A 26,171-nucleotide genomic window follows, 5' to 3' on the forward strand; every position below is an offset into this window, starting at 1 on the left:
GTGTCGGGTGGGGTCCCTATAACGGCTCAGGGGAGCCGGCGCAAGGACGGAAGGGGGCCGATTCAGGCCGCCAGCATCTTGTTCACTTCGCTGACCAATTCGCGCAGATGCACCGGCTTGGACAGGACCTTGGCGTTCTTGGGGGCGTCCGAATCCGAGTTCAGGGCGACCGCGGCAAAGCCAGTGATGAACATGATCTTGATGTCAGGATCGAGTTCCGAGGCCCGGCGGGCGAGCTCGATGCCGTCCATTTCCGGCATCACGATATCGGTCAGCAGCATCTCGAACGGCTCTTCCCGCAGCCGCTGATAGGCGGCCATGCCGTTGTCGTGGGACGAGACCTGAAAACCGGCGTTTTCCAGCGCCTTGACCAGGAAACGGCGCATGTCGTTGTCGTCTTCGGCGAGCAGGATCTTTGGCATGGCAGGAAACGTCGAATCCCCAGAGGATATCAGCAGAGGTCACTAAGCCCGACAGAGGGTAAATTTGGGGTGAAAATCTTAACCCTGCGCCGGCCCCGCTGCCGGCTCTTTGTGGACCGGAACGAGGTCCAGATCAATCGAGCCGGACCGGCGCGTCCCCATCCCGATGCCTGCACGGTTAAGACGTGTTCCAAGGGGCCATGACATCTTTTCGCTTGGCAGAATGGTTGCGATTCCGGACAATGACGACACATAAGAGCCGCGAGATCGGCCGAATCATTGGACCCGGAGCTTGTCCGGATCGTGCGGCACGAAGGGACGAAGCCTGAGAAGATGACCCGCTTTGACGGCGACATGTCGCCAGCCTTCGAGATCTTCGAGCCTGCCGAATGGCGCGCGCCCGTCATCTTCAACTCGCCGCATTCCGGCTCGACCTATCCTGAAGAATTCCTGGCGGCGTCGCGGATCGACCTGCCCACGCTGCGACGGTCGGAAGATTCGTTCATGGACGAACTGATCGGCCATCTGAGCGCGCGCGGCTTTCCGACGGTGCGGGTCAACTTTCCCCGCTCCTATGTCGACGTCAACCGCGAGCCCTATGAGCTCGACCCGCGCATGTTCACCGGCCGGCTGCCGAGCTTCGCCAACACCCGCTCGATGCGGGTCGCCGGCGGCCTCGGCACCATTCCGCGCGTGGTGGGCGACGGCCAGGAGATCTATCGCGACCGCCTCCTGGTCGACGATGCGCTGGGGCGGATCGAGACGCTGTACAAGCCCTACCATCGCGCGCTGCGCCGGCTGATCAACAAGGTGCACCAGATGTTCGGCACGGTGGTGCTGGTCGACTGCCACTCGATGCCGTCGGTCGGCGTCAGCAGGGACGAGCCGCGCCGGCCCGACGTCGTGATCGGCGATCGCTACGGCACCAGCTGCACGCCGCTCTTGCCCGATCGCGTCGAGGAGACCATGAGCGGGCTCGGCTATTCGATCGGCCGCAACAAGCCCTATGCCGGCGGCTTCATCACCGAGCATTACGGCAATCCCGCGAGCGGCCTGCACGCCGTGCAGCTCGAGCTCAACCGCGCGATCTACATGGACGAGCGGCGGCGCGAGCGCAGCGCTCGCTTTGCGCAGGTGGCCGCCGATTTCGGCGTTCTCGCCAACGTGCTGGCGACCACGATTCCGTTCGCCGATCTCGGCCCGTTCCAGGCCGCGGCGGAATAGGACGCAGCTTCTTCTCCGAAACGACGAGGCCTTGCGCGCGGGTGCGTTTTCGCTTCGCAAGCTTGCGCGCCCCAAATGAAAACGGCGGGGCTCAGAAAAAAGGGCCGCTCGCGAATGACGCAAGCGGCCCAAGTCTAGGGAGGAAACGCCCAAGGAGGGCAGCGGTAACGCGAGGCGCTACCGCACCGCAACAATATGCGACCGCGCCGCACAAAGTGCAAGGGCTTTTGCGCGGTTTCTCATGCAAATCGCACATGGCTCAGTTGCTTCTATGGAAGCCCAGATTCAGTTTCTTTGATAAGGGAATTCAATGGGTTGATAGTCATTTGCATACGAACAAGGCAAGGTCGGAACTAAGATTTCAACTCCATGAACGATATTTGGCCAGCAGATGACTGGAATGGGGCAGCCCGCCGCGGCATCCAAAATACCAGGGAGCAACATCAAGACAGCGCTGCACGCGGCAGGCGAATTGAGCTAGGCAGGAGGCAAGCTCTCCAACTTCGCTTCGAGGATTTCGCCTGTGACGGTGATCGACTTCTCCGCCTTCATCGGTCGGCTCGCCACCGCCTCCGGCGAAACCATCCTGCCGTTCTTCCGCACCTCGCTGTCGATCGACGACAAGAGCAAGACCAAGGATTTCGACCCTGTGACGGAGGCCGACCGCGCGGCGGAGGCGGTGATGCGGCGGCTGATCAAGGCCAACTTTCCCCAGCACGGCATCGTCGGCGAGGAATTCGGCAACGAGCGCGAAGACGCCGACTATGTCTGGGTGCTCGACCCCATCGACGGCACCAAATCCTTCATCGGTGGCTTTCCGATCTGGGGCACGCTGATCGCGCTGTTGCACAAGGGCACGCCGGTGTTCGGCATGATGCACCAGCCCTTCATCGGCGAGCGCTTTTCCGGCGACAACGGTTCGGCCAATTATAAAGGGCCGTCGGGCGAGCGCCGGCTCCAGGTCCGCCGCTGCGCTTCGCTGTCGGAGGCCACGACCTACACTACCAGCCCGCTGCTGATGAACGAGCGCGACCGCGCCATCTTCGGCCACATCGAGAAGAGCGCGCGGCTGTCGCGCTATGGCGGCGACTGCTACTCCTATTGCATGCTTGCCGCGGGCCACGTCGACCTCGTGGTCGAGACCGAGCTGAAGCCCTATGACATCGCGGCACTGATCCCGATCGTGACCGGCGCCGGCGGCGTCGTCACCACCTGGGAAGGCAAGCCGGCCCAGGGCGGCGGCCGCATCATCGCCGCTGGCGACGCGCGGGTGCACGAGGCAGCGTTGAAGCTTTTGAACCAGTAGCGCGCGGGCGGAGGGCTTGCATCACCGACGCGGGAGCGGAGATGGCGAAGTAGGTGTCTTACCCTCCCCTAGAGGGCAGGGCTATCGCATATGAGATGTCGCTATGGCACCGGCTGTCTCCACAGCGTCATGGCCGGGCTTGTCCCGGCCATCCACGCCTTTCCACGCGGCACAAGAACGTGGATGCCCGGGACACGCCCTGGCATGACGACCTCTGCAAAATTCAATTGCGATTGCCCTGACCTCCAGGGGAGGGTAACAGCTCCTCACACCGCCTCGGCTCGCAAATGCTCCACCAGCAGCTTGGCCGGCTTCGGTAGCGCCTTGAAGCTGCGCGCGCAGATCACGAGACGGCGGTTGGCGAAGGCATCGCGCAGGCGGACCATGGCGAGCGGCATGGTCTTGGCGCAGCGGCGGGCAGCGGCCTCGGGCACGAGGGCGACGCCGACATCGGCCGCGACCATCTGGCAGATCGCGTCGAAGTCGCGCAGGCGCGCGCGGAAATGCGGCCGCATGCCGAGCCGCGCAGCGTGCTTCGAGATGTGCATCTGGAGCGCGGTGGCGCTGGTCAGGCCGACGAAGTCGCAAGCCCCCGCCTCCTGAAAGTCGATCTGGCGGCAGCCGGCGAACGGGCCGCGTTTCGACGTCACCAGCGTCAGGCGATCCTCGCTGAAGGGAAAGCGTTCGATATGCTCGGGCAGCGCGTGCTCGGCGGCGAAGCCGAGATCGGCGGCGCCTGCGGTGATCGCCGCCGCGATATCGGTGCTCTCGCGCTCCTCGATGTCGACGGCGACGTCGCGATGCTGGCGCAGGAAACCGGCGAGCGCCTTCGGCAGATGCTCCGACAGGCCCGACGTGTTGGCGAGGAAATGCACGCTGGCGCGCACGCCGCTGGCAAAGCCGGCGAGATCGCCGCGCATGGCGTCGATCTGATGGATCACGAGCCTGGCATGATCGAGCAGGCTCTCGCCGGCCGCGGTCAACTCGACGCCGCGGCGCCCGCGCTTGAGCAGCGCGACGCCGAGCGCATCCTCGAGCCCCTTGATACGCGCGCTGGCCGAGGCGAGGGCGAGATGTGATCGCTCCGCGCCGCGGGTGATGCTTCGCTGGTCGGCGACCGCGATGAAGAGCTGGAGATCGACCAGGTCGAAGCGCATGCGATGTCTCCCTGAGCCTTCGTTGAGGCCGAAGGCTCTCTCCGTAACCTCCAGATTGTGCGCCCGCGCGGCTTCGGTCAATGTGCTGGCATGATCGACCCGCTGCTCATCCTCATCGCCGCCGTGTTCCTGCTCGCCGGATTCGTCAAGGGCGTGGTCGGGCTCGGCCTGCCGACGGTGTCGATGGGCCTGCTCGCCGTGAGCATGGCGCCGAGCCGCGCCATCGCCATCGTCATCGTTCCCGCCATCGTCACCAACATCTGGCAGACCTTCGTCGGCCCGTATTTGCGCGACATCCTGCGGCGGCTGTGGCCGCTGATGATCGGCACCGTGGTCGGCTGCTGGCTCAACGCCGGCGCGCTGACCGGGCCGCATGCGCGCTACGGCACGATCGTGCTGGGCGCCCTGCTCGTCGTCTACGCTGTGATCGGCCTGAACAAGTTCGAGTTCCACGTCGCGCCCGAGAACGAGAAATGGGTCGGCGGCGTGGTCGGCGTCATCACCGGCGTGATCTCGGCCTCCACAGGCGTGCAGGTGATCCCGTCGATGCCGTTCATGCAGGCGATCGGCATGGAGAAGGACGAATTGGTGCAGGCGCTCGGGGTGTTTTTCACCACCGCGACGCTGGCGCTCGCCTTTAATTTGACTGCGGTCGGACTGCTCACGCCCGCCAACGTCGTGCCGGGCGCCGTGGGCCTCGCCATGGCCTTTGCCGGCATGTTCATCGGCCAATCGGTGCGGGCGCGGATGCCGGCGGAGGCGTTTCGCCGCTGGTTCCTGATCGCGATGATCCTGCTCGGCCTTTACCTCGCCGGCAGCGCGCTGGCGAAGGAATTCCCTTAAGCGCCTTACGATTTCGGCCCGTAGCCCGGCACCCATTTTTCGTGCTGAGGCAGGTCGTCCTGGATTGTCCACCACGACGCGCGCGACGAGGTGAAAACGTGGAGGCGAGGCCGGACTTCCGGGTCGTCATCGAGCAGGCCAGCGGGAATGCTGACGGTTGGGAGATAGCTCGCCTTGCCCGGCGTCGGGCAGCCGCAGGTCCTGCAACGGTAGCGGATACTGCCCGGCGAGGATTCGTAAGATGCCGTCATGTCCTCGCCCGCCGCGAAGCGAAACTTGTCGGCATCGACATGCGCGTAGGTGGCGAAGGCCGCGCCGCTCAGCTTGCGGCAATTGACGCAATGGCAGTGCGTCAGCGCGCGCACCTTCTCGATCTCGAACCGCACGGTGCCACACAGACAGCTTCCACGGATCATCGAAACCTCCCGAGCGCAGCCTCGATCGGACCGCTTCTCATTCACTAGAAGGAGCTACCGTGTCTCCAGCATGGCGACGCGGATGCCGAGATAGATGAAGAGGCCGCCGAGCGTGCGGTTGACCCAGGCGATCGCGCCCTCGGACTTGCGCAGCCGGTAGGCGGCTCTGGCGGCGAACGCCGCCAGCACCAGGCACCACAGTGTCCCCGTAAAGATGAAGATCAGGCCGAGCGTCAGGAAGGCGAGCGGCTTGTGCGGGGCATCGGCTGCGACGAATTGCGGCAGAAAGGCGAGGAAGAACAGCGCGACCTTGGGATTGAGCGCGTTGGTGAAGACACCCTGGAGGAAGACCCGCTGCAATGAGCTCCGCGCCGGCTCGTCGATGCTTGCAGCCAGCGCCGGGCGCGACCACAGCATCTGGAGACCGGTCGCGACCAGATAGGCCGCGCCGACCAGCTTCAGGATCGAAAAGGCCGTGGACGAGGCCATCAGCAGAGCCGAAAGCCCGATCGCCGCGCCCGCGACATGGACGAAGCAGCCGCAACTGATGCCCAGGGCGGCAGCGGCGCCGCCCCGCCAGCCCATCTGCATGCTGCGGCCGATCACATAGACCGAATCCGGCCCTGGCGTGATGTTGAGCAGCACGCCCGAGAGGATGAAAAGCCCGATCTCGTGAATGCCCAGCATGAAGGTTCTCCGCTGCCGTCCTGACGGTCCTGGTTCCGCTTAGTCGGTTCGCCCGTTCCCGTCCACCGCCGGGATTGCGCAGGATTTACCTCGAATTTGCAATGCGGATCATGCTTCCGCTGCGGCGCATCTGCTCTATAAAGGTGGGGTTCTTGAAATGCGGGATTCGCGGCAACCGCCATGCTGTGGCCGGTCATCTGATCCCTTGGAGCTTTGAGGATATGGAAAGACGTCTGGCCGCCATCGTCTGCGCCGATGTCGCCGGCTATTCGCGCATGATGGGCAGCGACGAGGCCGGCACCCATGCCGCCTTCAAGGCCCATCGCGCCGCGATCCATCCCATCATCCTCAATCACGGCGGCCGCGTCGTGAAGAACACCGGCGACGGCTTCCTGCTGGAATTCGCCTCCATCGTCGGCGCCACCGAGGCTGCGATCGCGATGCAGACGGTGATGGCCGAGCGCAACCGCCATCTGCCGGCAGACCGCGCCATGCAGTTCCGGCTCGGCATCCACATGGGCGACGTCATCGCCGACGAGGACGAAGTGTTCGGCGACGATGTCAACATCGCCGTCCGCCTGGAAGCGGTGGCGAGCCCGGGCGGCTTCGCCATCTCGGCCAAGGCCTATCGCGAGGCGAGCAAGCACCTCTCGGTGCCGCTGACCGATGCCGGCAACCATCGCTTCAAGAACATCAAGGATGCGATCGGGGTCTTTACCTGGACGCCCGAGGGCGCGCCGGCGCTTGCCCCCGAACTCCGTGAAGCCTCGGCACTGTCGCAGCAGTACCGCACGGCCATCGTCGGCGTGCTGCCCTTCGCCAATCTCAGCGACGCCCAGGACGAATATTTCTCGGACGGCCTGACCGAGGATTTGATCCATGCGCTGTCGCTGCAATCCTTCTATCGCGTGCTGAGCCGCAACTCGACCTTCGCCTTCAAGGGCAGGAACATCAGCACGCGGCTGATCGCGCGCGAGATCGACGCCACCTATCTGATCCAGGGTTCGGTGCGGCGCGCCGGCGCCAAGATCCGCGTCACCGCCGAGCTGATCGCGCCGGAAACCGGCGAGCAGCTCTGGACCGGCCGCTACGACCGCGACATCGGCGATCTGTTCGCGATGCAGGACGAGATCACGACGAGCCTGTCCGCCGCCATCGCCACCGAGATCGTCCGGGCCGAGGCCTCGGCGCCGGCGCGGCTGTCGACCGACGTCAGCGCCTGGGACCGCTTCCTCAAGGGGCTGTCACACTACTACCGGCAGACCAAGGAGGATCTCGCCGCCGCCGTTGAGCTGTTCCGCGAGGCCATCCGGCTCGACCCCAAATTGTCGATCGCGCACGCCTATCTCGGCACGATCCAGATCCAGAGCATCCAGTTCGGCTGGGTCAAGGGCACGCGGGAGATGTGGGCCGAGGCGATGAACCTCGCCGAAACCAGCGTGCGGCTCGATCCGCGCTCCTCCTTCGCGTTCTCGATCCTGTCCTGGGCCCATTCGCTGGAGGGACATCACGAGGCCGCGATGGATGCCGCCAGGCGCGCGGTCGCGCTCAACCCCTATGACAACGGCGCGCGCGGCGTGCTCGGCATCTGCCATTTCATGATCGGCGAGCATCGCGAGGCGATCGAGCTGTTCTCGATGGCGTCGCAGCGGGACAACAGCGACCCGCGTTACCAATGGGCGGCGCTGAACGCCTTCAGTCACTACCTGTTGCGCCAATATGACGCGACCTTGTCGTGGGCCCGTGAGCAGCTCTACATCAACCCGAACCACATGCAGGCGCTGGCGATCCGCGCCGCTGCATTGGCGCAACTCGGGCGTGGCGACGAGGCGAGCGAAGCCGCCCACGTGCTGATGGGCAACTACCCGACCCTCAACGTCGACCGTCACCTGCGCAACTTCCACTGGAAGCGGCCCGAGGACGTCGCCCATTATCGCGAGGGGCTGCTGAAGGCCGGCGTGCCGCTCGGCAGGCTGACCCTGGTGCAGGGCGAGGTCAAACGCGCCGCCGAGTCCTGAACTGCACTCCGCGGCCCCCTTTGATTTCTCGCGACTTCGGGTCTGCTCTTATTGACCCGATAGTGAAATCCGCCACACGTCGTCACACGCCGAAGTAGTATATCTTGCTGTCGGTTTGTTAGAACTTTCCGGGCTTTAACGCCGCGCGCCTGTTTTTCATGATTCGCTGTTTCAGGATTTGGGCCATGCATGACCCCGTTTCGAAGCCGCCTCTCGACCCCTCGATCCCGGTCTCGCCGAACAATCCATGCCCGTTCCTGCGCGGCCTCGTCGGCGAGGGTTTCGTCGATGGCGGGACGGTCCCGCTCAACACGCTGTCGCAGACGATCGCGAACGCGACCGGCGAGACCGGGCTGAAGAAGGTCTCAGCCCGCATCCAGGTCCGCGGCGTTGCGATGATCGCCAACGGCTTCATGCACATCCTGAAGAGCATCTGGTCGGGCGCAAAGCTCGACGCGCTGCGCGGCGGGCCGCTCGACAAGCGCGGCGCCGGCTCGCGCATCCTCGGCGTCGACGGCAAGGTCAACGAGGACGAGATCGCGCGGCTCGCGAGCTTCGGCCGAACCTACATCGATCCGAACACCGGCAGCAGCGAGCCCGGCCTCAACGCCGCGGAAATCAAGACCTTCATGCGCGACAACCTCGAGCGGGCCGGCAGCGCCGCGCGCTGGTACTACCCGCTGCTGATGAAGTTCGAATGGCCGATCCTTCTGAAGATCATCGGCAAGGGCAAGCAGGGCGAGGAGCGCTATCTCAGCGTGGCCGACGTGCGCACGCTGTTCGAGCAGCGCCAGTTCCCCCAACGCATCAACCAGCGGATCCTGTCGCAGCCGCTGCTCTCCTCGTGTCAGCTCCGCTTTCGCTGGGCGGCCGCGCTCTCGGCCTTCGTCATCGGCCTCGGCCTTGCCCTCCTGGTGGCGGTCGCCGAATTCCCCAACCAGGTCCGCGCCATGCTGCCGCAGAAGGGCGTGCTCGTGAACCTGCTGCCGCCGCCCCTGCCGACGGTGCCCGAGACCAAGGCGGCCTACTGGCTCGAGCAGAACTGGTCGCTGAAGGACCGGCACTGGTTCCACCACGCCAGCCAGGGCACCGCGACGTTCCCGGTGCCCTATGAGTGGTTCGTGGCGCTGGAGCAGCCGCGGCTCCACCTGTTCTCCAAGCCGGGCCTGATCAAGGACAGCGCCTATCTCGAACGCTTCGGCTTCATCCCGAGCCCGCAGACGATCCAGACCGACACGGCGACGCTGCGCCGCTTCGGCTACGCCAATGTCTACGAGACCACGCAAGCGTCGGACTGGTCGACGCGCTGGACGCCGGCGGAGAACGTTGACGGCCTGCCGGTCGGCTTCGCGCGCATGACCGGCGTGGTCGATCCCGCGACGAGCCGCCGCGAGGACGACGTGATCGGACTGACCTGCGCCGCCTGTCATACCGGCCAGATCCATTACCAGGGCATCGACGTCCGTTTCGACGGCGGCCCGGCGATGACCGACCTGAAGAAGCTCGAGCTCGCGACCGGCCTGTCGATCGCCTACACGCTGTACGTCCCGTTCCGCTTCCAGCGTTTCGCCGATCGCGTGCTCGGCCCCGACGCCAGCAAGGCGGACCGCGCCGCGCTCAAGCAGAAGCTGAGCACGATCGGCAGCTTCCTGATCGACTGGGCCAAGACTTACGAGAAGACGATCGAAGGCAAGACGACCTGGGACGGCAAGCAGCAGCAGGACACCGAGGAAGGGTTCGGCCGGCTCGATGCCCTCAACCGCATCGGCAACCAGGTGTTTTCGCAGGACCTCGCAATGAGCGGGGTCAAGGGATTCGAGAAGAACCTGCACGCCCAGGACGCGCCGGTCAGCTATCCCGCGATCTGGACGGTGCCCTGGTTCAAATTCGCCCAGTACGACGCCTCGATCGAGCAGCCGCTGATCCGCAACGCCGGCGAAGCCCTCGGCGTGACGGCGCTGCTCAACCTGTCCGATGCCTATCCGCAGGACAGGCTGTGGCGCTCCTCGGTGAACATCAGGACGCTCGGCTGGATCGAGGACATGCTGAGAGGCCCCGATCCATTCAAGGCGGCTGATGCCGCCACGGGTCCGAAGTTCGGCGGCCTGCTCGCGCCGAAATGGCCCTCGCACATCCTGGGCGACGCCTGGAAGCTGAAGCCCGATCGGGTCGAGCGCGGCCGCGCCATCTACGCGGAGATGTGCTCCGGATGCCATCTGCCTGACATCAACACCCCGGCCTTCTGGTCGTCGAAGCGCTGGGAGCCCAGCGGCGACAGCAAGGTGCTGAATGCGGTGACGATCCCGCTCGACGAGATCAAGACCGATCCCGAGCAGTCCCTCGTTCTCAGCAAGCGGACCGTCGACGTGCCCGGCTTTCTGAAAGTCAACACGGCTGACCTGCAGACGTGGTGGCAGTGCGAGATCCCGACCGCCAGCAAATCGCCCAACGAGATGGTCTATGCACTCGGGCTCATGACGGTGGTCGATCTCGTCGCCCGCAAATGGATGGACGACGAGAAGATCCCGGAGGCCGAACGGGCGCAAATGTGGAATATGGCGCGCAAGAACTGTCTCAATCCGGCGCCCGATCCGCGCTATCGCGCGCGGCCCTTGAACGGCATCTGGGCCACTGCGCCTTACCTGCACAACGGCTCGGTGCCTTCGCTGTACTGGCTGCTGAAGCCGCAGAACGATCGCCCGCAAAAATTCTGCATGGGCCGCCGCGACTACGACCCCGACACCGTCGGTTTCGCAGTCGCCGCCAACGAGCGCTGCAAGACCGGTGAAACGGAGTTCTCCGCGACTGCTACCGACGGCAAGCCGATCCAGGGCAACAGCGTGCTCGGCCATTCCTTCGAGCGCAAGGACGGTGAGTCGAAGCGCCCCGGCGTCATCGGCCGCATGTTCAAGGACGACGCCGAACGCTACGACCTGATCGAGTATCTGAAGACGCTGTAAAGAATCTTGCTTCGTCATTGCGAGCGCAGCGAAGCAATCCAGGCTGTCAGCGCGGAGATAGCTGGATTGCTTCGTCGCAAGAACTCCTCGCAATGACGGAGAATGAGGACGCGCCTCGACTCCAATTCTCACCGTCCTCGTGGAGGCTCCCGGTCTCTTCTCACTTGAACAGCGGCGTGCCCGGCACGAAGGCGTCGAAGGCGGCCCAGAACTGCGCGCGGTAGCGGTCCTGCTCCTGGAGGATCTCGTGCTTGGCGCCGGCGATCACGAGATGGGAGCCGGCGCGCAAATGATAGGCGAATTCCTCGATCGCCGCGGTCGAGACCACGGTATCGTTGGAGGCCGCCAGCATCAGGATCGGCTGGCGGATCTGGGAGGGGTAGTTCACGCGCTTGAAGGTGTGCATCGCGCGGAAGGCGGTATCGGCCCAGGCGACCGTCGGCGAGGCTAGGCCAAGCGTCGGGTCTTCCTCCAGGATCGCGGCGTTGCGCGCATAGCGGACCGGATCGCTGGTCAAGGGATTGTTGATGAAGGGTTCAAGCCCGGTGAGGCGGTCGCTGCCGCCAGGAACGTAGCGGCCGCCCTGCCCGAACAGACGCATCGTCTTGAGCAGCGCACGCACCGGCAACGAGGTGGTGCGCCCGGGCAGGTCGATCATCGGCGCGGACAGCACCATGCGGTCGAACCAGCGCTTGCCGGCATGCGCCACCCGCAGCAGCACCGTGCCGCCCATGGAGTGGGCGAGCGCGAAGAAGGGCGGCGGGCAATCCGGCAGCACCACCTGCTGCACGAAGGTCTCGACGTCGATCTCGAAATCGGCGAAGTCGCGCACATAGCCTTTGCGCGGATCGCGCAGGCGGCGCGACGAATGGCCCTGCCCGCGCCAGTCGATCATCGCCACCGCAAAGCCGCGGTCACGCAGGTCGCGCACGGTCTCGAAATATTTCTCGATCTGCTCGCTGCGCCCGGTGAAGACGCAGACCGTACCCTTGCGGTTCGCCGGCGGCGCCCAGCGCGCAAAGCGCAACTCGACGCCATCAGGGGTCTTGATGGAGCCGCTGACGACGTTTTCGGGAACGGGATTGGCGGGAATCGAGACCAGCGTCATTGGGCGTGCTTGGGCGGGAAGTGCTACAAATCAAGGGGCCAAAGCGCCGAAAAGGCGCCGATCCCGCCCTCTTGAACGCCGTCTCGTTCCACCCATATCACCTTCGTGCAGGCCGCTACCAGTGTTTCGGAACCGGAACATCAGGCTGCACACAGACTAAAGCCCGGCCCGATTGGCGGGCGGGTTACCAACAGTCGCTCAATGGAGGACTTGACCATGCGTAGCTACGACCTCACTCCGTTCTATCGTTCCACTGTCGGCTTCGACCGTCTCTTCAGCCTGCTCGACCAGGCCAGCTCCGACGGCAGCCCCGGCTATCCCCCCTACAACATCGAGCGCACCGGCGAGAACGCCTACCGCATCACCGTTGCGGTTTCGGGCTTTGCCAAGGATGAGCTCTCCATCGTCGCCAAGGAAAACACGCTGACGATCAAGGGCGAGAAGGTCGCGAACGAGAACTCGAAATCCGAAGTGCTCTACCGCGGCATCGCCGCGCGTGCCTTCGAGCGCGCCTTCCAGCTTGCCGACTTCGTGCAGGTGAAGGACGCCTCGCTCGAGAACGGGCTGCTTCATGTCGACCTCGTCCGCGAGATTCCCGAGGCCAAGAAGCCGCGCCAGATCGCGATCAACGCCGGCGCCAAGGCGCAGGTGATCGAGAACTTCGCCGCGCAGGCCGCCTGAGCCAGGCGACCAAACCCAGCGACTTCCAGGTTGCGAAAACGCCCCGGTGCCCCGGGGCGTTTTTTTCGTTGCAATGCATCACAGAGCAGTGATGGCGTAACACCGTCGCCTCGCTCTCCGTCCTTTGGGCATCGAACCAAAAACACGGAGAAGATCATGTCACTCTGGCGCAGCCTTTTCGTCGCCGCGAGCCTGTTGGCGGCTCCCCTCAACCTCGCTCATGCCCAGACACCGCAGACGGTCAAGGCCAAGAACGTCGTGCTGGTGCACGGCGCCTGGGCCGACGGCTCGAGCTGGTCGGAGGTGATCCCGATCCTGCAGGCTGCAGGCCTGCATGTGACCGCAGTGCAGAATCCGCTGTCCTCGCTCAGCGACTCCGTCGAGGCGACCAAGCGGGCGCTGGCCGAGCAGGACGGGCCGACGGTGCTGGTCGCGCATTCCTGGGGCGGCACCGTGATCAGCCAGGTCGGCACCGACCCGAAGGTCACCGGCCTCGTCTACGTCGCCGCCCGCGCGCCCGATGCGAACGAGGATTTCGTGGCGCTGTCGAAGCAGTTTCCGGCCGGACCGGCGCGCGCCGGCATCGTCGAGCGCGACGGCTACACCAAGCTCTCGGAAGAGGCCTTCCTGAAGTACTTCGCCAACGGCGTGAAGCCGGAGCAGGCCAAGGAGCTCTACGCCGTGCAATGGCCGACGGCGGCCTCGATCTTCGCCGGCCGCACCACGGAGGCGGCCTGGCGCTCCAAGCCGAGCTGGTACGCGGTGTCGAAGAACGACTACACCATCAACCCCGATTTCGAGCGCTTCCTCGCCAAGCGCATGAACGCCACCACGATCGAGCTCGATGCCGGCCACCTCTCGCTGGTGTCGCATCCGAAGGAGGTGGCGAATCTGATCCTGGATGCGGCGGGGTATCCGCGGAGCTGACACGCGGTCAGTTCACGCAAAGCGCCCGAGAGATTCTCGGGCGCTTTCCGTTTGCTGACGCTTAGTCCAGCCCCTGCGCGGCCGGCATGTCCTGCGTCGGCAGGATCGTCGGGGCCGGCCTGGCCTGACCGACGGTCGGCGCGGTTGCTTGCGGGGCGGCTTCGGCCGGCTTGGCTTGCACCACGGCGGCCTGCTGCGCCGGCTGGGCCTGCACTGCCTGAGCCTGCTGCGCGGTGGGCTCGGCCGGCTTCGCGGCGACCGGCGTCTCGGCGCGCCGCGGGGCAGCCTTCGGCAGCGGCACGGCGCGGCTTGCCACATGCGGGATCGACGCCGGCGGGCGCGGCGGGCCGCTGCGGACCACGGTCGGCGGTGGCAGTGCGGTTTGCGGCCCGTAGGGCGCGACCGCGCGCTCGTCATAGGCGGGCGCCATGCCATAGGCGTCAGTGGCGGGCATGAAGCGGATGATCCGCCCGTCGCGGGCGTCGATCACCAGCCGGCCATCGTCGCCGTTTCTGTCGATCACCGCGATGGTGTAGACGCTGCCGCGCAGGCGCGGAATGCCGAGGGGCGAGAAGCCGTTCTCGCGCAGCACGGCGTAAACCTCGGTCGGCGGCAACAGGGCCAGCGCCGGGCCGCGCTCCTCGTAGCCATAACCGTAGCGCGGCGGCGGGGCGGCCTCCGGCGGCGCGTAGGGCCCGTCGAAATCCGAGACCGCGATGGCGACCCCTCGGGCGATCCCGCTCGCGGGAACCTGGGCATGCCCCGCACCGGCCGCCAGCGCCAGCACGGTGGCGGCCACACATCCTGTGAAAAACTTCATGATCCGGACGCTCCTGTCAGGCCCTCCGGTGGCTGCCCTCTTTCGCTTCTCGCGGCGTGGCGCGCCTTCCGAAGGGTTGATCCGAAGCTTCATTGGCGATTTCGGCGTCGGCGGGGCCGGATCAGGGCGCGTTTGCCCCAAATCCGGGGCCGCGCAACTTTTGGAAAGCGATTGATTGACTTCTGCGGAATCGGGACTTCCGCGCGCTTGTGTGCTAGACAAAAATTTGGCAAGGTGATGGTTAGGACAGGAAGACTGTCTCATTTTGCTTGCGGTTCCGGCATAGGGATTGCAGCGAGAACTGGTGCTCTCGAGCGCCGGCAAGGTACCAGGCAAAGCCGTTCTCGGGGACGAAGAACGCCTAGGCCTGAATTTAAGAAAATGCGGCTCGCAGAGGACGAGCGGTGGCCCAGGAGCGGGTGCCGCGGGACGCCCAAGGTGCGCCGAAGATGGCGGTGAGGCAGCTTGCCGCATGGAGAGGACAGGAACAATGAACGGGTCGCAATTCGAGCGCGCAAACATCGTGGCAGAAGAGCTGTCGGCGACGGTCGCCTCGAAATCGACCGATCCGATCACCTCACCGATTCAAGAGCACAATTCGCGCCCCAAGGCCGAAGGCCTGTACGATCCGAGCCTGGAAAAGGATTCTTGCGGCGTCGGCTTCATCGCCAACATCAAGGGCAAGAAGTCGCACGAGATCGTCTCGGACGCGCTGAGCATCCTCTGCAACCTCGAGCATCGCGGCGCCGTCGGCGCCGACCCTCGCGCTGGCGACGGCGCCGGCATTCTGGTGCAGATCCCGCACGCCTTCTTCAGCCGCAAGGCCACCGAGCTCGGCTTCAAGCTGCCGGCGCCCGGCGAGTACGCCATCGGCGCGTTGTTCATGCCGCGCGACACCGCCTGGCGCAACGTCATCAAGAGCATCGTCGCCGACCAGATCAAGGAAGAGGGTCTGACCCTGCTCGGCTGGCGCGACGTGCCGACCGACAATTCCTCGCTCGGCGTCACCGTGAAGCCGACCGAGCCCGCCTGCATGCAGGTGTTCATCGGCCGCAACGGCACCGCCAAGACCGAGGACGAGTTCGAGCGCCGGCTCTATATCCTGCGCAAGTCGATCTCGCAGGCGATCTACCAGCGCCGCGACCGCGGCCTCGCCGGCTATTACCCGTGCTCGATGTCCTGCCGCACCGTGATCTACAAGGGCATGTTCCTCGCCGACCAGCTCGGCAAGTACTATCCCGATCTGCACGAGGCTGACTTCGAGAGCGCGCTCGCGCTCGTGCACCAGCGCTTCTCGACCAACACCTTCCCGGCCTGGTCGCTGGCGCATCCCTACCGCATGATCGCGCACAACGGCGAGATCAACACACTGCGCGGCAACGTCAACTGGATGGCGGCGCGCCAGGCCTCGGTCAGCTCCGAGCTCTACGGCAAGGACATCAACCGGCTTTGGCCGATCTCCTATGAAGGACAGTCGGACACCGCCTGCTTCGACAACGCGCTCGAATTCCTGGTGCAGGGCGGCTACTCGCTGCCCCACGCCGTGATGATGATGATTCCGGAGGCCTGGGCCGGCAATCCCTTAATGGATGAGAAGCGCCGCGCCTTCTACGAATATCATGCCGCGCTGATGGAGCCGTGGGACGGCCCCGCCGCGATCGCCTTCACCGATGGCCGCCAGATCGGCGCCACGCTCGACCGCAACGGCCTCCGGCCCGCGCGCTACCTCGTCACCAAGGACGACCGCATCGTCATGGCGTCCGAGATGGGCGTGCTGACGATCCCCGAGGACCAGATCATCACCAAGTGGCGGCTGCAGCCCGGCAAGATGCTGCTGGTCGACCTCGAGCAGGGCCGCCTGATCCCGGACGACGAGATCAAGGCTTCGCTTGCCGCCAGCCATCCCTACAAGGAGTGGCTGGAGCGGACCCAGATCGTTCTCGAAGACCTGCCGAAGGTGCCGACGACAGGCGTGCGCTCCAACCTGTCGCTGCTCGACCGCCAGCAGGCGTTCGGCTACAGCCAGGAAGACATCACCATCCTGATGACGCCGATGGCGGCCACGGGCGAAGAAGCCGCGGGCTCGATGGGCAACGACACGCCGATTTCGGCGCTGTCGGACAAGGCCAAGCCGCTGTTCACCTACTTCAAGCAGAACTTCGCGCAGGTCACCAACCCGCCGATCGACCCGATCCGCGAAGAGCTGGTGATGAGCCTCGTCTCGATCATCGGGCCGCGGCCGAACCTGTTCGACCTGCAGGGCATGGCCACGACCAAGCGCCTCGAAGTGCGCCAGCCGATCCTGACCGACGCGGACCTGGAAAAGATCCGCTCGATCTCGGAGGTGGCGGAGTCGCACTTCAAGTCGCGCACGCTGGACACCACCTTCCACGCCGGCCTCGGCGCGGCGGGCATGGACCAGGTTCTCGACGAGCTCTGCGCGCGCGCCGAAAGCGCGGTGCGCGAGGGCGTCAACATCATCATCCTGTCCGACCGCATGGTCGGCACCGACCGCGTGCCGATCCCCTCGCTTTTGGCCTGCGCCGCCGTGCATCATCACCTGATCCGCACCGGCCTGCGCACCTCGGTCGGCCTCGTCGTCGAATCCGGCGAGCCGCGTGAAGTGCATCACTTCGCCTGCCTTGCCGGCTACGGCGCCGAAGCGATCAATCCCTACCTCGCGTTCGAAACCATCACCGCGATGAAGGACCGCCTGCCCGGCTCGCTCGACGACTATGAGATCGTCAAGCGCTACATCAAGTCGATCGGCAAGGGCCTGCTCAAGGTGATGTCCAAGATGGGCATCTCGACCTACCAGTCCTATTGCGGCGCGCAGATCTTCGACGCGGTCGGCCTCAAGGCCGACTTCGTCGCCAAGTTCTTCGCCGGCACGCACACCCGCGTCGAGGGCGTCGGCCTTGGCGAGATCGCGGAAGAAGCCGTGCGCCGCCATGCCGACGCGTTCGGCGAGGCGCAGGTCTACAAGACCGCGCTCGACGTCGGCGGCGAATATGCCTATCGCAGCCGCGGCGAGGACCATGCCTGGACCGCGGAGTCGGTGTCGCTGCTGCAGCACGCCGCGCGCGGCAATTCGCAGGAGCGCTACCGCGCCTTCGCCAAGATCCTCAACGAGCAGTCGGAGCGCCTGCTGACGCTGCGCGGCCTGTTCCGGATCAAGAACGCAGAGGAAGAAAAGCGCAAGCCCGTGCCGCTCGACCAGGTCGAGCCGGCCAAGGAGATCGTCAAGCGTTTCGCCACCGGTGCGATGAGCTTCGGCTCGATCTCGCGCGAGGCGCACACCACGCTCGCGATCGCCATGAACCGGATCGGCGGCAAGTCGAACACCGGCGAAGGCGGTGAGGAAGCCGACCGCTTCAAGCCGATGCCGAACGGCGATTCCATGCGCTCGGCGATCAAGCAGGTCGCCTCGGGCCGCTTCGGCGTCACGACGGAGTATCTCGTCAACTCCGACATGATGCAGATCAAGATGGCGCAGGGTGCCAAGCCCGGCGAAGGCGGCCAGCTGCCCGGCCACAAGGTCGACGCGACCATCGCAAGAGTCCGGCACTCGACGCCTGGCGTCGGCCTGATCTCGCCGCCGCCGCACCATGACATCTACTCGATCGAGGACCTGGCGCAGCTCATCTACGACCTCAAGAACGTCAACCCGACGGGCGACGTTTCGGTCAAGCTCGTCTCCGAGATCGGCGTCGGCACCGTCGCCGCGGGCGTTGCCAAGGCGCGCGCCGACCACGTCACTATCGCGGGCTTCGAGGGCGGCACGGGTGCTTCGCCGCTGACCTCGATCAAGCATGCGGGATCGCCGTGGGAAATCGGGCTCGCCGAAACCCACCAGACCCTGGTGCGCGAGCGGCTGCGCAGCCGCATCGTGGTCCAGGTCGACGGCGGCTTCCGCACCGGCCGTGACGTCGTGATCGGCGCGCTATTGGGCGCCGACGAGTTCGGCTTCGCCACCGCTCCCTTGATTGCGGCCGGCTGTATCATGATGCGCAAGTGCCACCTCAACACCTGCCCGGTCGGCGTCGCGACCCAGGACCCCGTCCTGCGCAAGCGCTTCACCGGCCAGCCCGAGCACGTGATCAACTACTTCTTCTTCGTCGCGGAGGAAGTCCGCGAGATCATGGCTTCGCTCGGCTTCCGCACCTTCAACGAGATGGTCGGCCAAGTGCAGCTGCTCGACCAGAGCAAGCTGGTCGCGCATTGGAAGGCCAAGGGGCTCGACTTCTCCAAGCTCTTCGTCAAGCAGAAGGAAGAGAAGGGCCAGAAGATCTATCATTCCGAGCGCCAGAACCATCATCTGGAAGCAGTGCTCGACCGTACGCTGATCGAGAAGGCGCAAGCAGCGCTCGACCGCGGCGCGCCGGTGAAGATCGAGGCCGCCATCAACAGCACCAACCGCTCCGCAGGCGCGATGCTGTCCGGCGCGGTTGCCAAGATCTACGGCCATGCCGGCCTGCCGCACGACACCATCCATGTCAGCCTCACGGGCACCGCAGGTCAGGCCTTCGGCGCCTGGCTCGCCCACGGCGTCACCTTCGAGCTCGAAGGTGAAGGCAACGACTATGTCGGCAAGGGCCTCTCGGGCGGCAAGATCATCGTCAAGCCCCCGAGGAACTCGGCCATCGTGCCGGAAGAGAGCATCATCGTCGGCAACACCGTGATGTACGGCGCGATCGAGGGCGAGTGCTACTTCCGCGGCATCGCCGGCGAGCGTTTTGCCGTGCGTAACTCGGGCGCGGTCGCCGTGGTCGAGGGCGCGGGCGATCATTGCTGCGAATACATGACCGGCGGCATCGTGGTCGTGCTCGGCAAGACCGGGCGCAACTTCGCGGCCGGCATGTCCGGCGGCATCGCCTACGTGCTCGACGAGGCCGGCGACTTCGACAAGCTGTGCAACCTCAGCATGGTCGAGCTCGAGCCGGTGCTGTCGGAGGAGCTGATCAACGCCGGCACCTATCACCATGCCGGCGACCTCGAGGCGCATGGCCGGGTCGACGTGTTCAGGAACCTGCTCGCCTCCGACGTCGAACGGCTGCACGTCCTGATCTCGCGCCACGCCAAGGCGACCGGCTCCAAGCGCGCCGCCGACATCCTCGCCAATTGGAAGGACTGGCTGCCCAAATTCCGCAAGGTGATGCCGGTCGAGTACCGGCGCGCGCTGCGCGAGATGGCGGCCAACGCGGACGCCGAGCCGAAAATCGCGATCGGGGCGTAAGAAAAAGCCCTCATGGTGAGGAGCGCGGAGCGCATCTCGAACCATGAGGTCACCATCCGGGCCTCCATCCTTCGAGACGCGGCGCGAAAGGCGCGCCGCTCCTCAGGATGAGGAGTGAGAGAACAAAGAATTTAAGCGGCAGGGACTTCGGGTTTAATGGGCAAGATCACGGGTTTTCTGGAAATCGAACGGCACGACCGCAAGTACACCCCGGTCGCCGAGCGCGTGAAGCATTACAAGGAATTCGTCGTTCCGCTCTCCGAGAAGGAGGTGCGCGACCAGGCCGCGCGCTGCATGAATTGCGGCATTCCCTATTGCCACGGCACCGGCTCGGTCGCGCCGGGCACGCCGGGCTGCCCGGTCAACAACCAGATCCCCGACTGGAACGACCTCGTCTACCAGGGGAATTGGGAAGAGGCCTCGCGCAACCTGCACTCGACCAACAATTTCCCGGAGTTCACGGGGCGCATCTGCCCGGCGCCGTGCGAGGCGTCCTGCACGCTCAACATCGACGACAACCCCGTCACCATCAAGACCATCGAATGCGCGATCGTCGACCGCGCCTGGGACAATGGCTGGCTCAAGCCTGAAGTCGCCGCGGAGAAGACCGGCAAGAAGGTCGCGGTGATCGGCTCGGGCCCGGCCGGCATGGCCTGCGCCCAGCAGCTCGCGCGCGCCGGCCACGACGTCCACCTCTACGAGAAGTACGCCAAGGCCGGCGGCCTGCTGCGCTACGGCATCCCCGACTTCAAGATGGAAAAGGGCGTCATCGACCGCCGCGTGGCGCAGATGGAAGCTGAAGGCGTCACCTTCCACTACAACAGCCATGTCGGCGCTGAGGGCAACGTCGATCCGCGCGAGATGCTCAACGAGTACGACGCCGTGGCGCTGACCGGCGGCGCGGAAGCCCCGCGCGACCTGCCGATCCCCGGCCGCGAGCTCGCCGGCATCCACTACGCCATGGACTTCCTGCCGCAGCAGAACCGCCGCGTCTCCGAGGAGCCGCTCGGCGGCGTCCAGGAAATCCTGGCCGGCGGCAAACATGTCGTCGTCATCGGCGGCGGCGACACCGGTTCGGACTGCATCGGTACCTCGCTGCGCCAGGGCGCGCTGTCGGTGACCCAGCTCGAGATCATGCCCGCTCCCCCTGAGCGCGAGAACAAGGGCCTGACCTGGCCGAACTGGCCGCTGAAGATGCGGACCTCGTCGAGCCAGGCCGAAGGCGCGGTGCGCGAATACGCCGTGCTGACCCAGAAGTTCTCGGGCGAGAACGGCCAGGTCAAGAAGCTGCATTGCGTGCGCGTCGACGACAAGTTCAAGCCGATCGCCGGCACCGAGTTCGAGCTCGATGCCGAACTGGTCCTGCTCGCGATGGGCTTCGTCCATCCCGTGCACGAGGGCCTCTTGAAGCTGCTCGAGGTCGAGCTCGATCCCCGCGGCAACGTCAAGGCCAACACGCTCGACTACCAGACCTCGCGCCCGAACGTGTTCGCCGCCGGCGACATGCGGAGAGGCCAGTCGCTGGTGGTGTGGGCCATCCGCGAAGGGCGGCTGTGCGCAAGGTCCATCGATACGTTTTTGATGGGGAAGACGGATTTGCCGCGCTGAGATGTCATTCCGGGGCGCGCGAAGCGCGAGCTATGGTGCGCAATTGCGCACCTGAGAATCCATTCATCACCAACCCAGGCGCCCGATGGATTCCGGGCTCGCGCCAAGTGGCGCGCCCCGGAATGACAATTGGAGAGAGCCGCGCCTTTCGGCTTCGTCTCGTGCGACGCGCTAACAAGCGCCTCAATTCTGCAGCCTCACCCCGAGCAGCACCACCGTGCCCTGCGAGCTCGAGCCCGGCTGGCTCGAATTCAGGATGTCGTGGCGCAGCGTGCCCTTGACCCAGATGTTGCGGTTGAGCTTGTAGATCAAATTGCTTTCGAACGAATAGGTCTTGTCGTTGCGGTTCTGGCCCTGGTAGTCGAGCGTGCCGTAGGTGAACTTGCCGACCGCGGTGAGCCAGCGGCGGAAGTCGTGGTCGACTTGGGCGGAGTAAGTGCGCACCAGGACGCCGGATGAGCCGGGGACCGTGGTTTCCGAGATTTGCGTGTCGGTGAAAAACTTCACCGTGGTGAGGCCGCTGGCGCTCCAGATCAGCGAGCCCGTGGTCAGAAACCCTGCGAGCTGGCTGAGGCGCGGATCGGTGTAGCTGCGCGCGGAATAGCCGACCGAGATCTCGCCGGTGAGGATGCGCGAGAACTCGAAGGACGAGCCGACCTTGGCATAGCCACCGTTGGAATCGCGGAAATAGCCGTTGCGGTCGGAAGCCTGGTCGTGGACGCGGGTATCGCCCTGGATCTCGACGAAAGGTTTCAGGCCGGGCTTGAGGTCGTAGGAGAAGCGGCCGACGCCGCCATATTGGTTGAAGTTGCGGTCGTCGTTGCTGAAGGTGGAGCCGTCGGTAAGCTTCGAATCCGTGTAGGCGGTGCGGTCGATCGTGGCGCCGGCGGCGACCTGGAAGCGGTTGAAGGTCTGGTCGAAGCCGAGCGTCGTGCCATAGGCGGCGTAGACGGGATATTTCTGCAGGCCGGCCTGCACGTTGGGGCTGCCGGGATTGTCGGTGGCGAGCCGCAGGCGCAGCTGCGAGAGAAGCTTGAAGTCGCGCGTGACGTCGAGCCGGCCATCGACATGGCCGTTGAAATCGGGACGGTTGGCCTCGACGGGCGACGGCGAGGCGAAGCCGTTGATCGTCGCCGGCATGTCGTTGGTGTAGCCCGAGAACGAGCCGCGCAGATCGGCGACCAGCGCGTGACGCTCCCAATCCGAGACCACGAGCAAATCGGGCGCGATGACATAGGCGGGCGAGCCGACCGGCTTGTTCAGACGCGTCGGATTGCTGTCGTAGCCGGCGGAGAGCTCGAGCCCGCCCTTGATCAGGAAGCTGCCGGCGTAATCGCCGACCGCACCGAACGGATCCTCGTCGAGCTTGAGACGGCGGCGTAGCGGCTGGCCGGGCACGTTACCCGCCATCGCTGGCGCGACCGGCACCTTGTGCGCTGTCTCCGACGGTGGCGGCGCGATGCGCGGCGGGCCCAGCGTCGTGGCCGGCGTTGCGGGCGGGGGCGGCGAACCGGGACCTGTGGCGCGCTTTGGCTTCGGCTGGCCCGGATAGAGCTTGGGTTGCTGGCGCTTGCGATTGAGCGAATCGTAGCCGGAGCCGCTCGCGCCGGTGGCAGCCGGCAGGCCATAGGTCGGGACCTGACCGACACGCGAGCTCGCCGGCGCCTGCTGGCGCTGGCGCGGGTCGGCGTTGGGATCAGGCAGTCTCGGCAGTGCGTCGGAGGGCGCCTGGGGCACGCCGGCGGTGCGGCGGGTCGGCAGCGTGTCAGGCGAGGCAAAGGCGCCGCGGTTGGGATTGAACAGGTCGGGCGTGAGGCCCTGGGCCGCCGCCGGGCCGCTTGCGAGGGTGGTCAGCGCAAGTCCCGGCACAAGGCACGGCAAAGCGGCGCGCACGAAATGCGCGACCTTGCTCCGGCCCCTGCCTGGAGACGACCCCACGATGGAATTACCCCAACGAAATCAAACACTTTCTCGATCACCCCCGCCGGCTGGCGAGAACCATCGTTAATGGAGTTAAAACAATTATGGTTAATGACCGGTTGAGGGCATTCGGGCGCGCGTCGCCTCGCTGATCGGGGCGTGCTAAGCAGGCGCCAATGGGCGAACGCCCCTCCTCCCTGGACCCGACCATGCCGAGCTCGAAACCGCTGATGACCCAATCATCCGGCTCCATTCCCGATAGCGTCGAATCCGCGCTCCGCACCCTGGAGACGGAGAGCGGCGGCATCAACGCGCTCGCTGCCGCGCTGCGCGGCCCGCTGGGCGAGCCCTTTGCCAAGGCGGTCGAGCTGATCCGCAACGCCAAAGGCCGCGTCATCGTCACCGGGCTCGGCAAATCAGGCCATATGGGCCGCAAGATCGCCGCGACCCTGGCCTCGACCGGCACGCCTTCCTTCTTCGTGCACGCCGCCGAAGCCGGTCATGGCGACCTCGGCATGATCACGCCCGACGACGTCATCATGGCGCTGTCCTGGTCCGGCGAGCAGCCGGAGATGAAGAACCTCGTGAACTATTCGGCGCGCTTTGCGATCCCCATGATCGCGGTGACCTCGAACGCCTCGTCCTCGCTCGGCCAGGCCGCCGACCTCGTGATCGAGCTGCCCAAGGCGCGCGAGGCCTGCCCGCACAATCTGGCGCCGACCACCTCGACGCTGATGCAGGCCGCGATCGGCGATGCGCTCGCGATCGCGCTGCTGGAGGGACGCGGCTTCACCGCGCTGGAGTTCGCGCATTTCCACCCCGGCGGCAAGCTGGGCGCGATGCTGAAATTCGTCCGCGACTACATGCGCACCGGCGCTGAGATTCCGCTCAAGCCACTCGGCACCGAGATGTCGGAAGCCGTGGTCGAGATGTCGGCGAAGGGGCTCGGCTGCGTCTGCATCGTCAACGATGCGGGCGAGGCCGTTGGCATCATCACCGACGGCGATCTGCGCCGCCACATGCGGCCTGACCTTTTGACGGTGACCGTCGACGAGATCATGACCAAGCAGCCCAAGACCGTGCCGCCCTCGATGCTCGCGACGGAGATGATCGAGGTGCTGAACACCCGCAAGATCACCTCGCTGCTGGTGACGGAAGCGGGCAAGGTGGTCGGGATCGTGCATCTGCACGATCTGCTGCGCGCGGGCGTGGCGTAGGGCGCGCAGCTCGCTTCACCCGTCATTCCGAGGCGCGCCGCTTGGCGCGAGCCCGGAATCCATTTCACCCCGGGGTCGCTGCCCGATGGATTCCGGGCTCGCGCTTCGCGCGCCCCGGAATGACGGTGAGGATGAGACGCTCCTCGCAATGACGGTGGAGAGACCTACGCCGGAAACCGCGCCGCGTTCTGCTCCAGCGGCAAGCGCAGCCCGTTCGCCAAATACGACACCGTGCGATAGAAGCCGCACAGCAGCATGATCTCCAGGATCTGCGCCTCGTCGTAATGCGTCGACAGCGCCGCGAACTCCTCGTCCGCGAGTGTCGCGCGATGATGCAGCGCGTCGACGGCTGCGATCAGCGCTTGCTCGGCCGGCGACCAAAGGGCCGAATTCGCATCACCCAGCACCGTCGCACGCACCTCCTCCGCGGTGAGCTTCGCCGGCCCGGCGAAGATCGCGACATGCACGCCCCATTCGTATTCGCATCCGTTCAGCGCGCAGGTGCGATCGATGACGATCTCACGCTGGCGCAGCGAGAGCGGCCCCGGATCAAGCAGCCCGCCGGCGCGAAACTTGTCCCAGGCCCGGCCATGGCCCGCCATCACCCGGAACAGCACCAGCGGCGGCGCACCGCGCATAATGTGGTCGAACTGCGCCTGGATGTCCGGGGGATAAGGCGGCGAGAGCGGGGCGATGCGGGGTGAGGCCTGGAACATCGCAGCAGACATGGGCCGAGCTCCTATGCTACATTTATCGTAGCAGAACGCTACATTATTTGTAGCACGACGCAAGGGGCGACGATGGCGAAACAGGCCGGCATGGCGACACGCAGCGTCCGGGGCTCGCGCACCGGGCGGCCGATCATGGCTTTGCTCGACCTGCTCGGCCGGCGCTGGGCCTTGCGGATCCTGTGGGAGTTGCGGGGAGAGCCCCTCACCTCGCGCGCCCTGCGCAGCGCCTGCGACGAGGCCTCGCCCACGGTGCTGCAGGCCCGGCTGACCGAGCTGCGCGAGGCGGGCTTCGTGGAGCTGGGCGACGGCGGAGGTTACGGACTGACGCCGCTGGGCCGGGAATTGTGCGAGACATTCATGCCGCTGCACAGGCTTGCGGAGCGATGGAAGAGGTAGAACGTCTCTTACCCTCCCCTGGAGGGTAAGCGAAGAATCCTCACGCCGCGGCGACCGTCAGGTTCGCGCCGTCGACCTGTACCACCTTCACCCGCGTGCCGGCCGGCGTATCGGGCCCGGCCACGCGCCATACCGTGTCGCCGATGCGCACGGTGCCGGTGCCGTCGATGATCGGCTTCTCCAGCGTGAACTCACGGCCGAGCAAGGCTTCACTGCGCTTGTTGAGGAACGGGCTGGCGCTGGCCTCCGGCTTCGGCTTGGCAAGACGGCGCCAGACCGGCACGGCAGCGGCGGCGAAGAACGCGAACATCACGAGCTGGATCTGCCAGGAGATCGCAGCCGCGAACGAGATCAGGCCGACCAGCAGCGCAGCGAGCCCAAGCCAGAACAGGAAGATGCCCGGCGCCAGCACCTCCAGCGCCATCAGGATGAAGCCGAGGATCAGCCAGTTCCAGTTGCCGAGCGATACGAACATGTCGGTCATGACAAGACCT

The 26,171-nt window shown here is 65.7% G+C and carries 20 protein-coding genes; 11 read left to right on the plus strand and 9 right to left on the minus strand.

What is annotated here, in order from left to right:
• Positions 1-62: 62 nt before the first annotated feature.
• Complete coding sequence (locus I6F17_RS16790; protein ID WP_007597092.1) at positions 63-422, minus strand: response regulator; 360 nt, start codon at positions 420-422, stop codon at positions 63-65.
• A 333-nt stretch (positions 423-755) separates the two neighbouring features.
• Here I6F17_RS16790 and I6F17_RS16795 point away from each other — a divergent pair, with 333 nt between their 5' ends.
• Together I6F17_RS16795 and hisN are read left to right on the plus strand one after the other, a co-directional pair.
• Positions 756-1,646: an N-formylglutamate amidohydrolase gene (locus I6F17_RS16795; RefSeq protein ID WP_036036698.1), complete on the plus strand. Its 891-nt coding sequence runs from the start codon at positions 756-758 to the stop codon at positions 1,644-1,646.
• 523 nt (positions 1,647-2,169) lie between these two features.
• Positions 2,170-2,952: a histidinol-phosphatase gene (gene hisN, locus I6F17_RS16800; protein ID WP_035997821.1), complete on the plus strand. Its 783-nt coding sequence runs from the start codon at positions 2,170-2,172 to the stop codon at positions 2,950-2,952.
• A gap of 266 nt (positions 2,953-3,218) precedes the next feature.
• Here hisN and I6F17_RS16805 read toward each other — a convergent pair whose 3' ends face one another.
• The gene (locus I6F17_RS16805; RefSeq protein ID WP_225130169.1) at positions 3,219-4,109 is read right to left on the minus strand and encodes a LysR substrate-binding domain-containing protein; all 891 of its coding nucleotides are present in this window, start codon (positions 4,107-4,109) and stop codon (positions 3,219-3,221) included.
• Between the two features lie 90 nt (positions 4,110-4,199).
• On the opposite strand from I6F17_RS16805, the gene I6F17_RS16810 reads away from it, so the two are divergent.
• Positions 4,200-4,952: a sulfite exporter TauE/SafE family protein gene (locus I6F17_RS16810; RefSeq protein WP_225130167.1), complete on the plus strand. Its 753-nt coding sequence runs from the start codon at positions 4,200-4,202 to the stop codon at positions 4,950-4,952.
• Between the two features lie 5 nt (positions 4,953-4,957).
• Here the strand turns inward: I6F17_RS16810 and I6F17_RS16815 are convergent, their stop codons facing one another.
• Entirely contained in the window at positions 4,958-5,368 is a 411-nt protein-coding gene (locus I6F17_RS16815) for a GFA family protein (protein WP_225130165.1), read from the minus strand.
• A 54-nt stretch (positions 5,369-5,422) separates the two neighbouring features.
• Complete coding sequence (locus tag I6F17_RS16820; protein WP_225130164.1) at positions 5,423-6,055, minus strand: LysE family translocator; 633 nt, start codon at positions 6,053-6,055, stop codon at positions 5,423-5,425.
• Positions 6,056-6,276: 221 nt separating this feature from the next.
• Between I6F17_RS16820 and I6F17_RS16825 the strand changes: the two genes are divergently transcribed.
• Together I6F17_RS16825 and I6F17_RS16830 are read left to right on the plus strand one after the other, a co-directional pair.
• Positions 6,277-8,073, plus strand: a complete 1,797-nt coding sequence (locus I6F17_RS16825; protein ID WP_225130161.1) for a tetratricopeptide repeat protein — start codon at positions 6,277-6,279, stop codon at positions 8,071-8,073.
• A gap of 185 nt (positions 8,074-8,258) precedes the next feature.
• Positions 8,259-11,033 carry a di-heme-cytochrome C peroxidase gene (locus tag I6F17_RS16830; protein WP_225130159.1) on the plus strand — a complete coding sequence of 925 codons (2,775 nt, stop codon included), beginning with the start codon at positions 8,259-8,261 and terminating at the stop codon, positions 11,031-11,033.
• A gap of 160 nt (positions 11,034-11,193) precedes the next feature.
• Here the strand turns inward: I6F17_RS16830 and I6F17_RS16835 are convergent, their stop codons facing one another.
• Positions 11,194-12,141 (minus strand): alpha/beta hydrolase, encoded by a 948-nt coding sequence (locus tag I6F17_RS16835; RefSeq protein ID WP_036036658.1) that lies wholly within the window; start codon positions 12,139-12,141, stop codon positions 11,194-11,196.
• Between the two features lie 216 nt (positions 12,142-12,357).
• Here I6F17_RS16835 and I6F17_RS16840 point away from each other — a divergent pair, with 216 nt between their 5' ends.
• Together I6F17_RS16840 and I6F17_RS16845 are read left to right on the plus strand one after the other, a co-directional pair.
• Positions 12,358-12,822, plus strand: a complete 465-nt coding sequence (locus tag I6F17_RS16840) for an Hsp20 family protein (RefSeq protein WP_225130157.1) — start codon at positions 12,358-12,360, stop codon at positions 12,820-12,822.
• 156 nt (positions 12,823-12,978) lie between these two features.
• The gene (locus I6F17_RS16845; RefSeq protein ID WP_036036655.1) at positions 12,979-13,749 is read left to right on the plus strand and encodes an alpha/beta hydrolase; all 771 of its coding nucleotides are present in this window, start codon (positions 12,979-12,981) and stop codon (positions 13,747-13,749) included.
• A gap of 61 nt (positions 13,750-13,810) precedes the next feature.
• On the opposite strand, the gene I6F17_RS16850 is transcribed toward I6F17_RS16845, so the two are convergent.
• Complete coding sequence (locus tag I6F17_RS16850; protein ID WP_225130155.1) at positions 13,811-14,569, minus strand: hypothetical protein; 759 nt, start codon at positions 14,567-14,569, stop codon at positions 13,811-13,813.
• A 490-nt stretch (positions 14,570-15,059) separates the two neighbouring features.
• Here I6F17_RS16850 and gltB point away from each other — a divergent pair, with 490 nt between their 5' ends.
• Positions 15,060-19,805 carry a glutamate synthase large subunit gene (gene gltB / locus I6F17_RS16855; protein WP_036036652.1) on the plus strand — a complete coding sequence of 1,582 codons (4,746 nt, stop codon included), beginning with the start codon at positions 15,060-15,062 and terminating at the stop codon, positions 19,803-19,805.
• 156 nt (positions 19,806-19,961) lie between these two features.
• Entirely contained in the window at positions 19,962-21,413 is a 1,452-nt protein-coding gene (locus I6F17_RS16860) for a glutamate synthase subunit beta (RefSeq protein ID WP_225130152.1), read from the plus strand.
• A gap of 183 nt (positions 21,414-21,596) precedes the next feature.
• On the opposite strand, the gene I6F17_RS16865 is transcribed toward I6F17_RS16860, so the two are convergent.
• Positions 21,597-23,351, minus strand: coding sequence for an outer membrane beta-barrel protein (locus I6F17_RS16865; protein WP_225130150.1), 1,755 nt, complete (start codon positions 23,349-23,351; stop codon positions 21,597-21,599).
• Positions 23,352-23,542: 191 nt separating this feature from the next.
• Between I6F17_RS16865 and I6F17_RS16870 the strand changes: the two genes are divergently transcribed.
• Positions 23,543-24,550 (plus strand): KpsF/GutQ family sugar-phosphate isomerase, encoded by a 1,008-nt coding sequence (locus I6F17_RS16870; protein WP_035997779.1) that lies wholly within the window; start codon positions 23,543-23,545, stop codon positions 24,548-24,550.
• Between the two features lie 164 nt (positions 24,551-24,714).
• Here I6F17_RS16870 and I6F17_RS16875 read toward each other — a convergent pair whose 3' ends face one another.
• Positions 24,715-25,266, minus strand: coding sequence for a carboxymuconolactone decarboxylase family protein (locus tag I6F17_RS16875; protein ID WP_036036639.1), 552 nt, complete (start codon positions 25,264-25,266; stop codon positions 24,715-24,717).
• Positions 25,267-25,350: 84 nt separating this feature from the next.
• Between I6F17_RS16875 and I6F17_RS16880 the strand changes: the two genes are divergently transcribed.
• Positions 25,351-25,677, plus strand: a complete 327-nt coding sequence (locus tag I6F17_RS16880; protein WP_036036624.1) for a helix-turn-helix domain-containing protein — start codon at positions 25,351-25,353, stop codon at positions 25,675-25,677.
• A 40-nt stretch (positions 25,678-25,717) separates the two neighbouring features.
• Here the strand turns inward: I6F17_RS16880 and I6F17_RS16885 are convergent, their stop codons facing one another.
• The gene (locus I6F17_RS16885; protein ID WP_036036623.1) at positions 25,718-26,161 is read right to left on the minus strand and encodes an NfeD family protein; all 444 of its coding nucleotides are present in this window, start codon (positions 26,159-26,161) and stop codon (positions 25,718-25,720) included.
• Positions 26,162-26,171: the final 10 nt, after the last annotated feature.

It is taken from the genome of Bradyrhizobium sp. NBAIM18 (genome assembly GCF_020193825.1).
Taxonomy (GTDB): Bacteria; Pseudomonadota; Alphaproteobacteria; order Rhizobiales; family Xanthobacteraceae; genus Bradyrhizobium; species Bradyrhizobium yuanmingense.

Bases quoted from the DNA above. Each gene is read 5' to 3' on its own strand.
- I6F17_RS16830 (WP_225130159.1), top strand. From the start codon at position 8,259: ATGCATGACCCCGTTTCGAAGCCGCCTCTCGACCCCTCGATCCCGGTC.
- I6F17_RS16850 (WP_225130155.1), bottom strand. From the start codon at position 14,569: ATGAAGTTTTTCACAGGATGTGTGGCCGCCACCGTGCTGGCGCTGGCG.
- I6F17_RS16820 (WP_225130164.1), bottom strand. From the start codon at position 6,055: ATGCTGGGCATTCACGAGATCGGGCTTTTCATCCTCTCGGGCGTGCTG.
- I6F17_RS16880 (WP_036036624.1), top strand. From the start codon at position 25,351: ATGGCGAAACAGGCCGGCATGGCGACACGCAGCGTCCGGGGCTCGCGC.
- I6F17_RS16835 (WP_036036658.1), bottom strand. From the start codon at position 12,141: ATGACGCTGGTCTCGATTCCCGCCAATCCCGTTCCCGAAAACGTCGTC.
- I6F17_RS16810 (WP_225130167.1), top strand. From the start codon at position 4,200: ATGATCGACCCGCTGCTCATCCTCATCGCCGCCGTGTTCCTGCTCGCC.
- I6F17_RS16815 (WP_225130165.1), bottom strand. From the start codon at position 5,368: ATGATCCGTGGAAGCTGTCTGTGTGGCACCGTGCGGTTCGAGATCGAG.
- I6F17_RS16885 (WP_036036623.1), bottom strand. From the start codon at position 26,161: ATGACCGACATGTTCGTATCGCTCGGCAACTGGAACTGGCTGATCCTC.
- gltB (WP_036036652.1), top strand. From the start codon at position 15,060: ATGAACGGGTCGCAATTCGAGCGCGCAAACATCGTGGCAGAAGAGCTG.
- I6F17_RS16845 (WP_036036655.1), top strand. From the start codon at position 12,979: ATGTCACTCTGGCGCAGCCTTTTCGTCGCCGCGAGCCTGTTGGCGGCT.
- I6F17_RS16795 (WP_036036698.1), top strand. From the start codon at position 756: ATGACCCGCTTTGACGGCGACATGTCGCCAGCCTTCGAGATCTTCGAG.
- I6F17_RS16875 (WP_036036639.1), bottom strand. From the start codon at position 25,266: ATGTTCCAGGCCTCACCCCGCATCGCCCCGCTCTCGCCGCCTTATCCC.
- I6F17_RS16825 (WP_225130161.1), top strand. From the start codon at position 6,277: ATGGAAAGACGTCTGGCCGCCATCGTCTGCGCCGATGTCGCCGGCTAT.
- I6F17_RS16860 (WP_225130152.1), top strand. From the start codon at position 19,962: ATGGGCAAGATCACGGGTTTTCTGGAAATCGAACGGCACGACCGCAAG.
- I6F17_RS16840 (WP_225130157.1), top strand. From the start codon at position 12,358: ATGCGTAGCTACGACCTCACTCCGTTCTATCGTTCCACTGTCGGCTTC.
- I6F17_RS16805 (WP_225130169.1), bottom strand. From the start codon at position 4,109: ATGCGCTTCGACCTGGTCGATCTCCAGCTCTTCATCGCGGTCGCCGAC.
- I6F17_RS16870 (WP_035997779.1), top strand. From the start codon at position 23,543: ATGCCGAGCTCGAAACCGCTGATGACCCAATCATCCGGCTCCATTCCC.
- I6F17_RS16790 (WP_007597092.1), bottom strand. From the start codon at position 422: ATGCCAAAGATCCTGCTCGCCGAAGACGACAACGACATGCGCCGTTTC.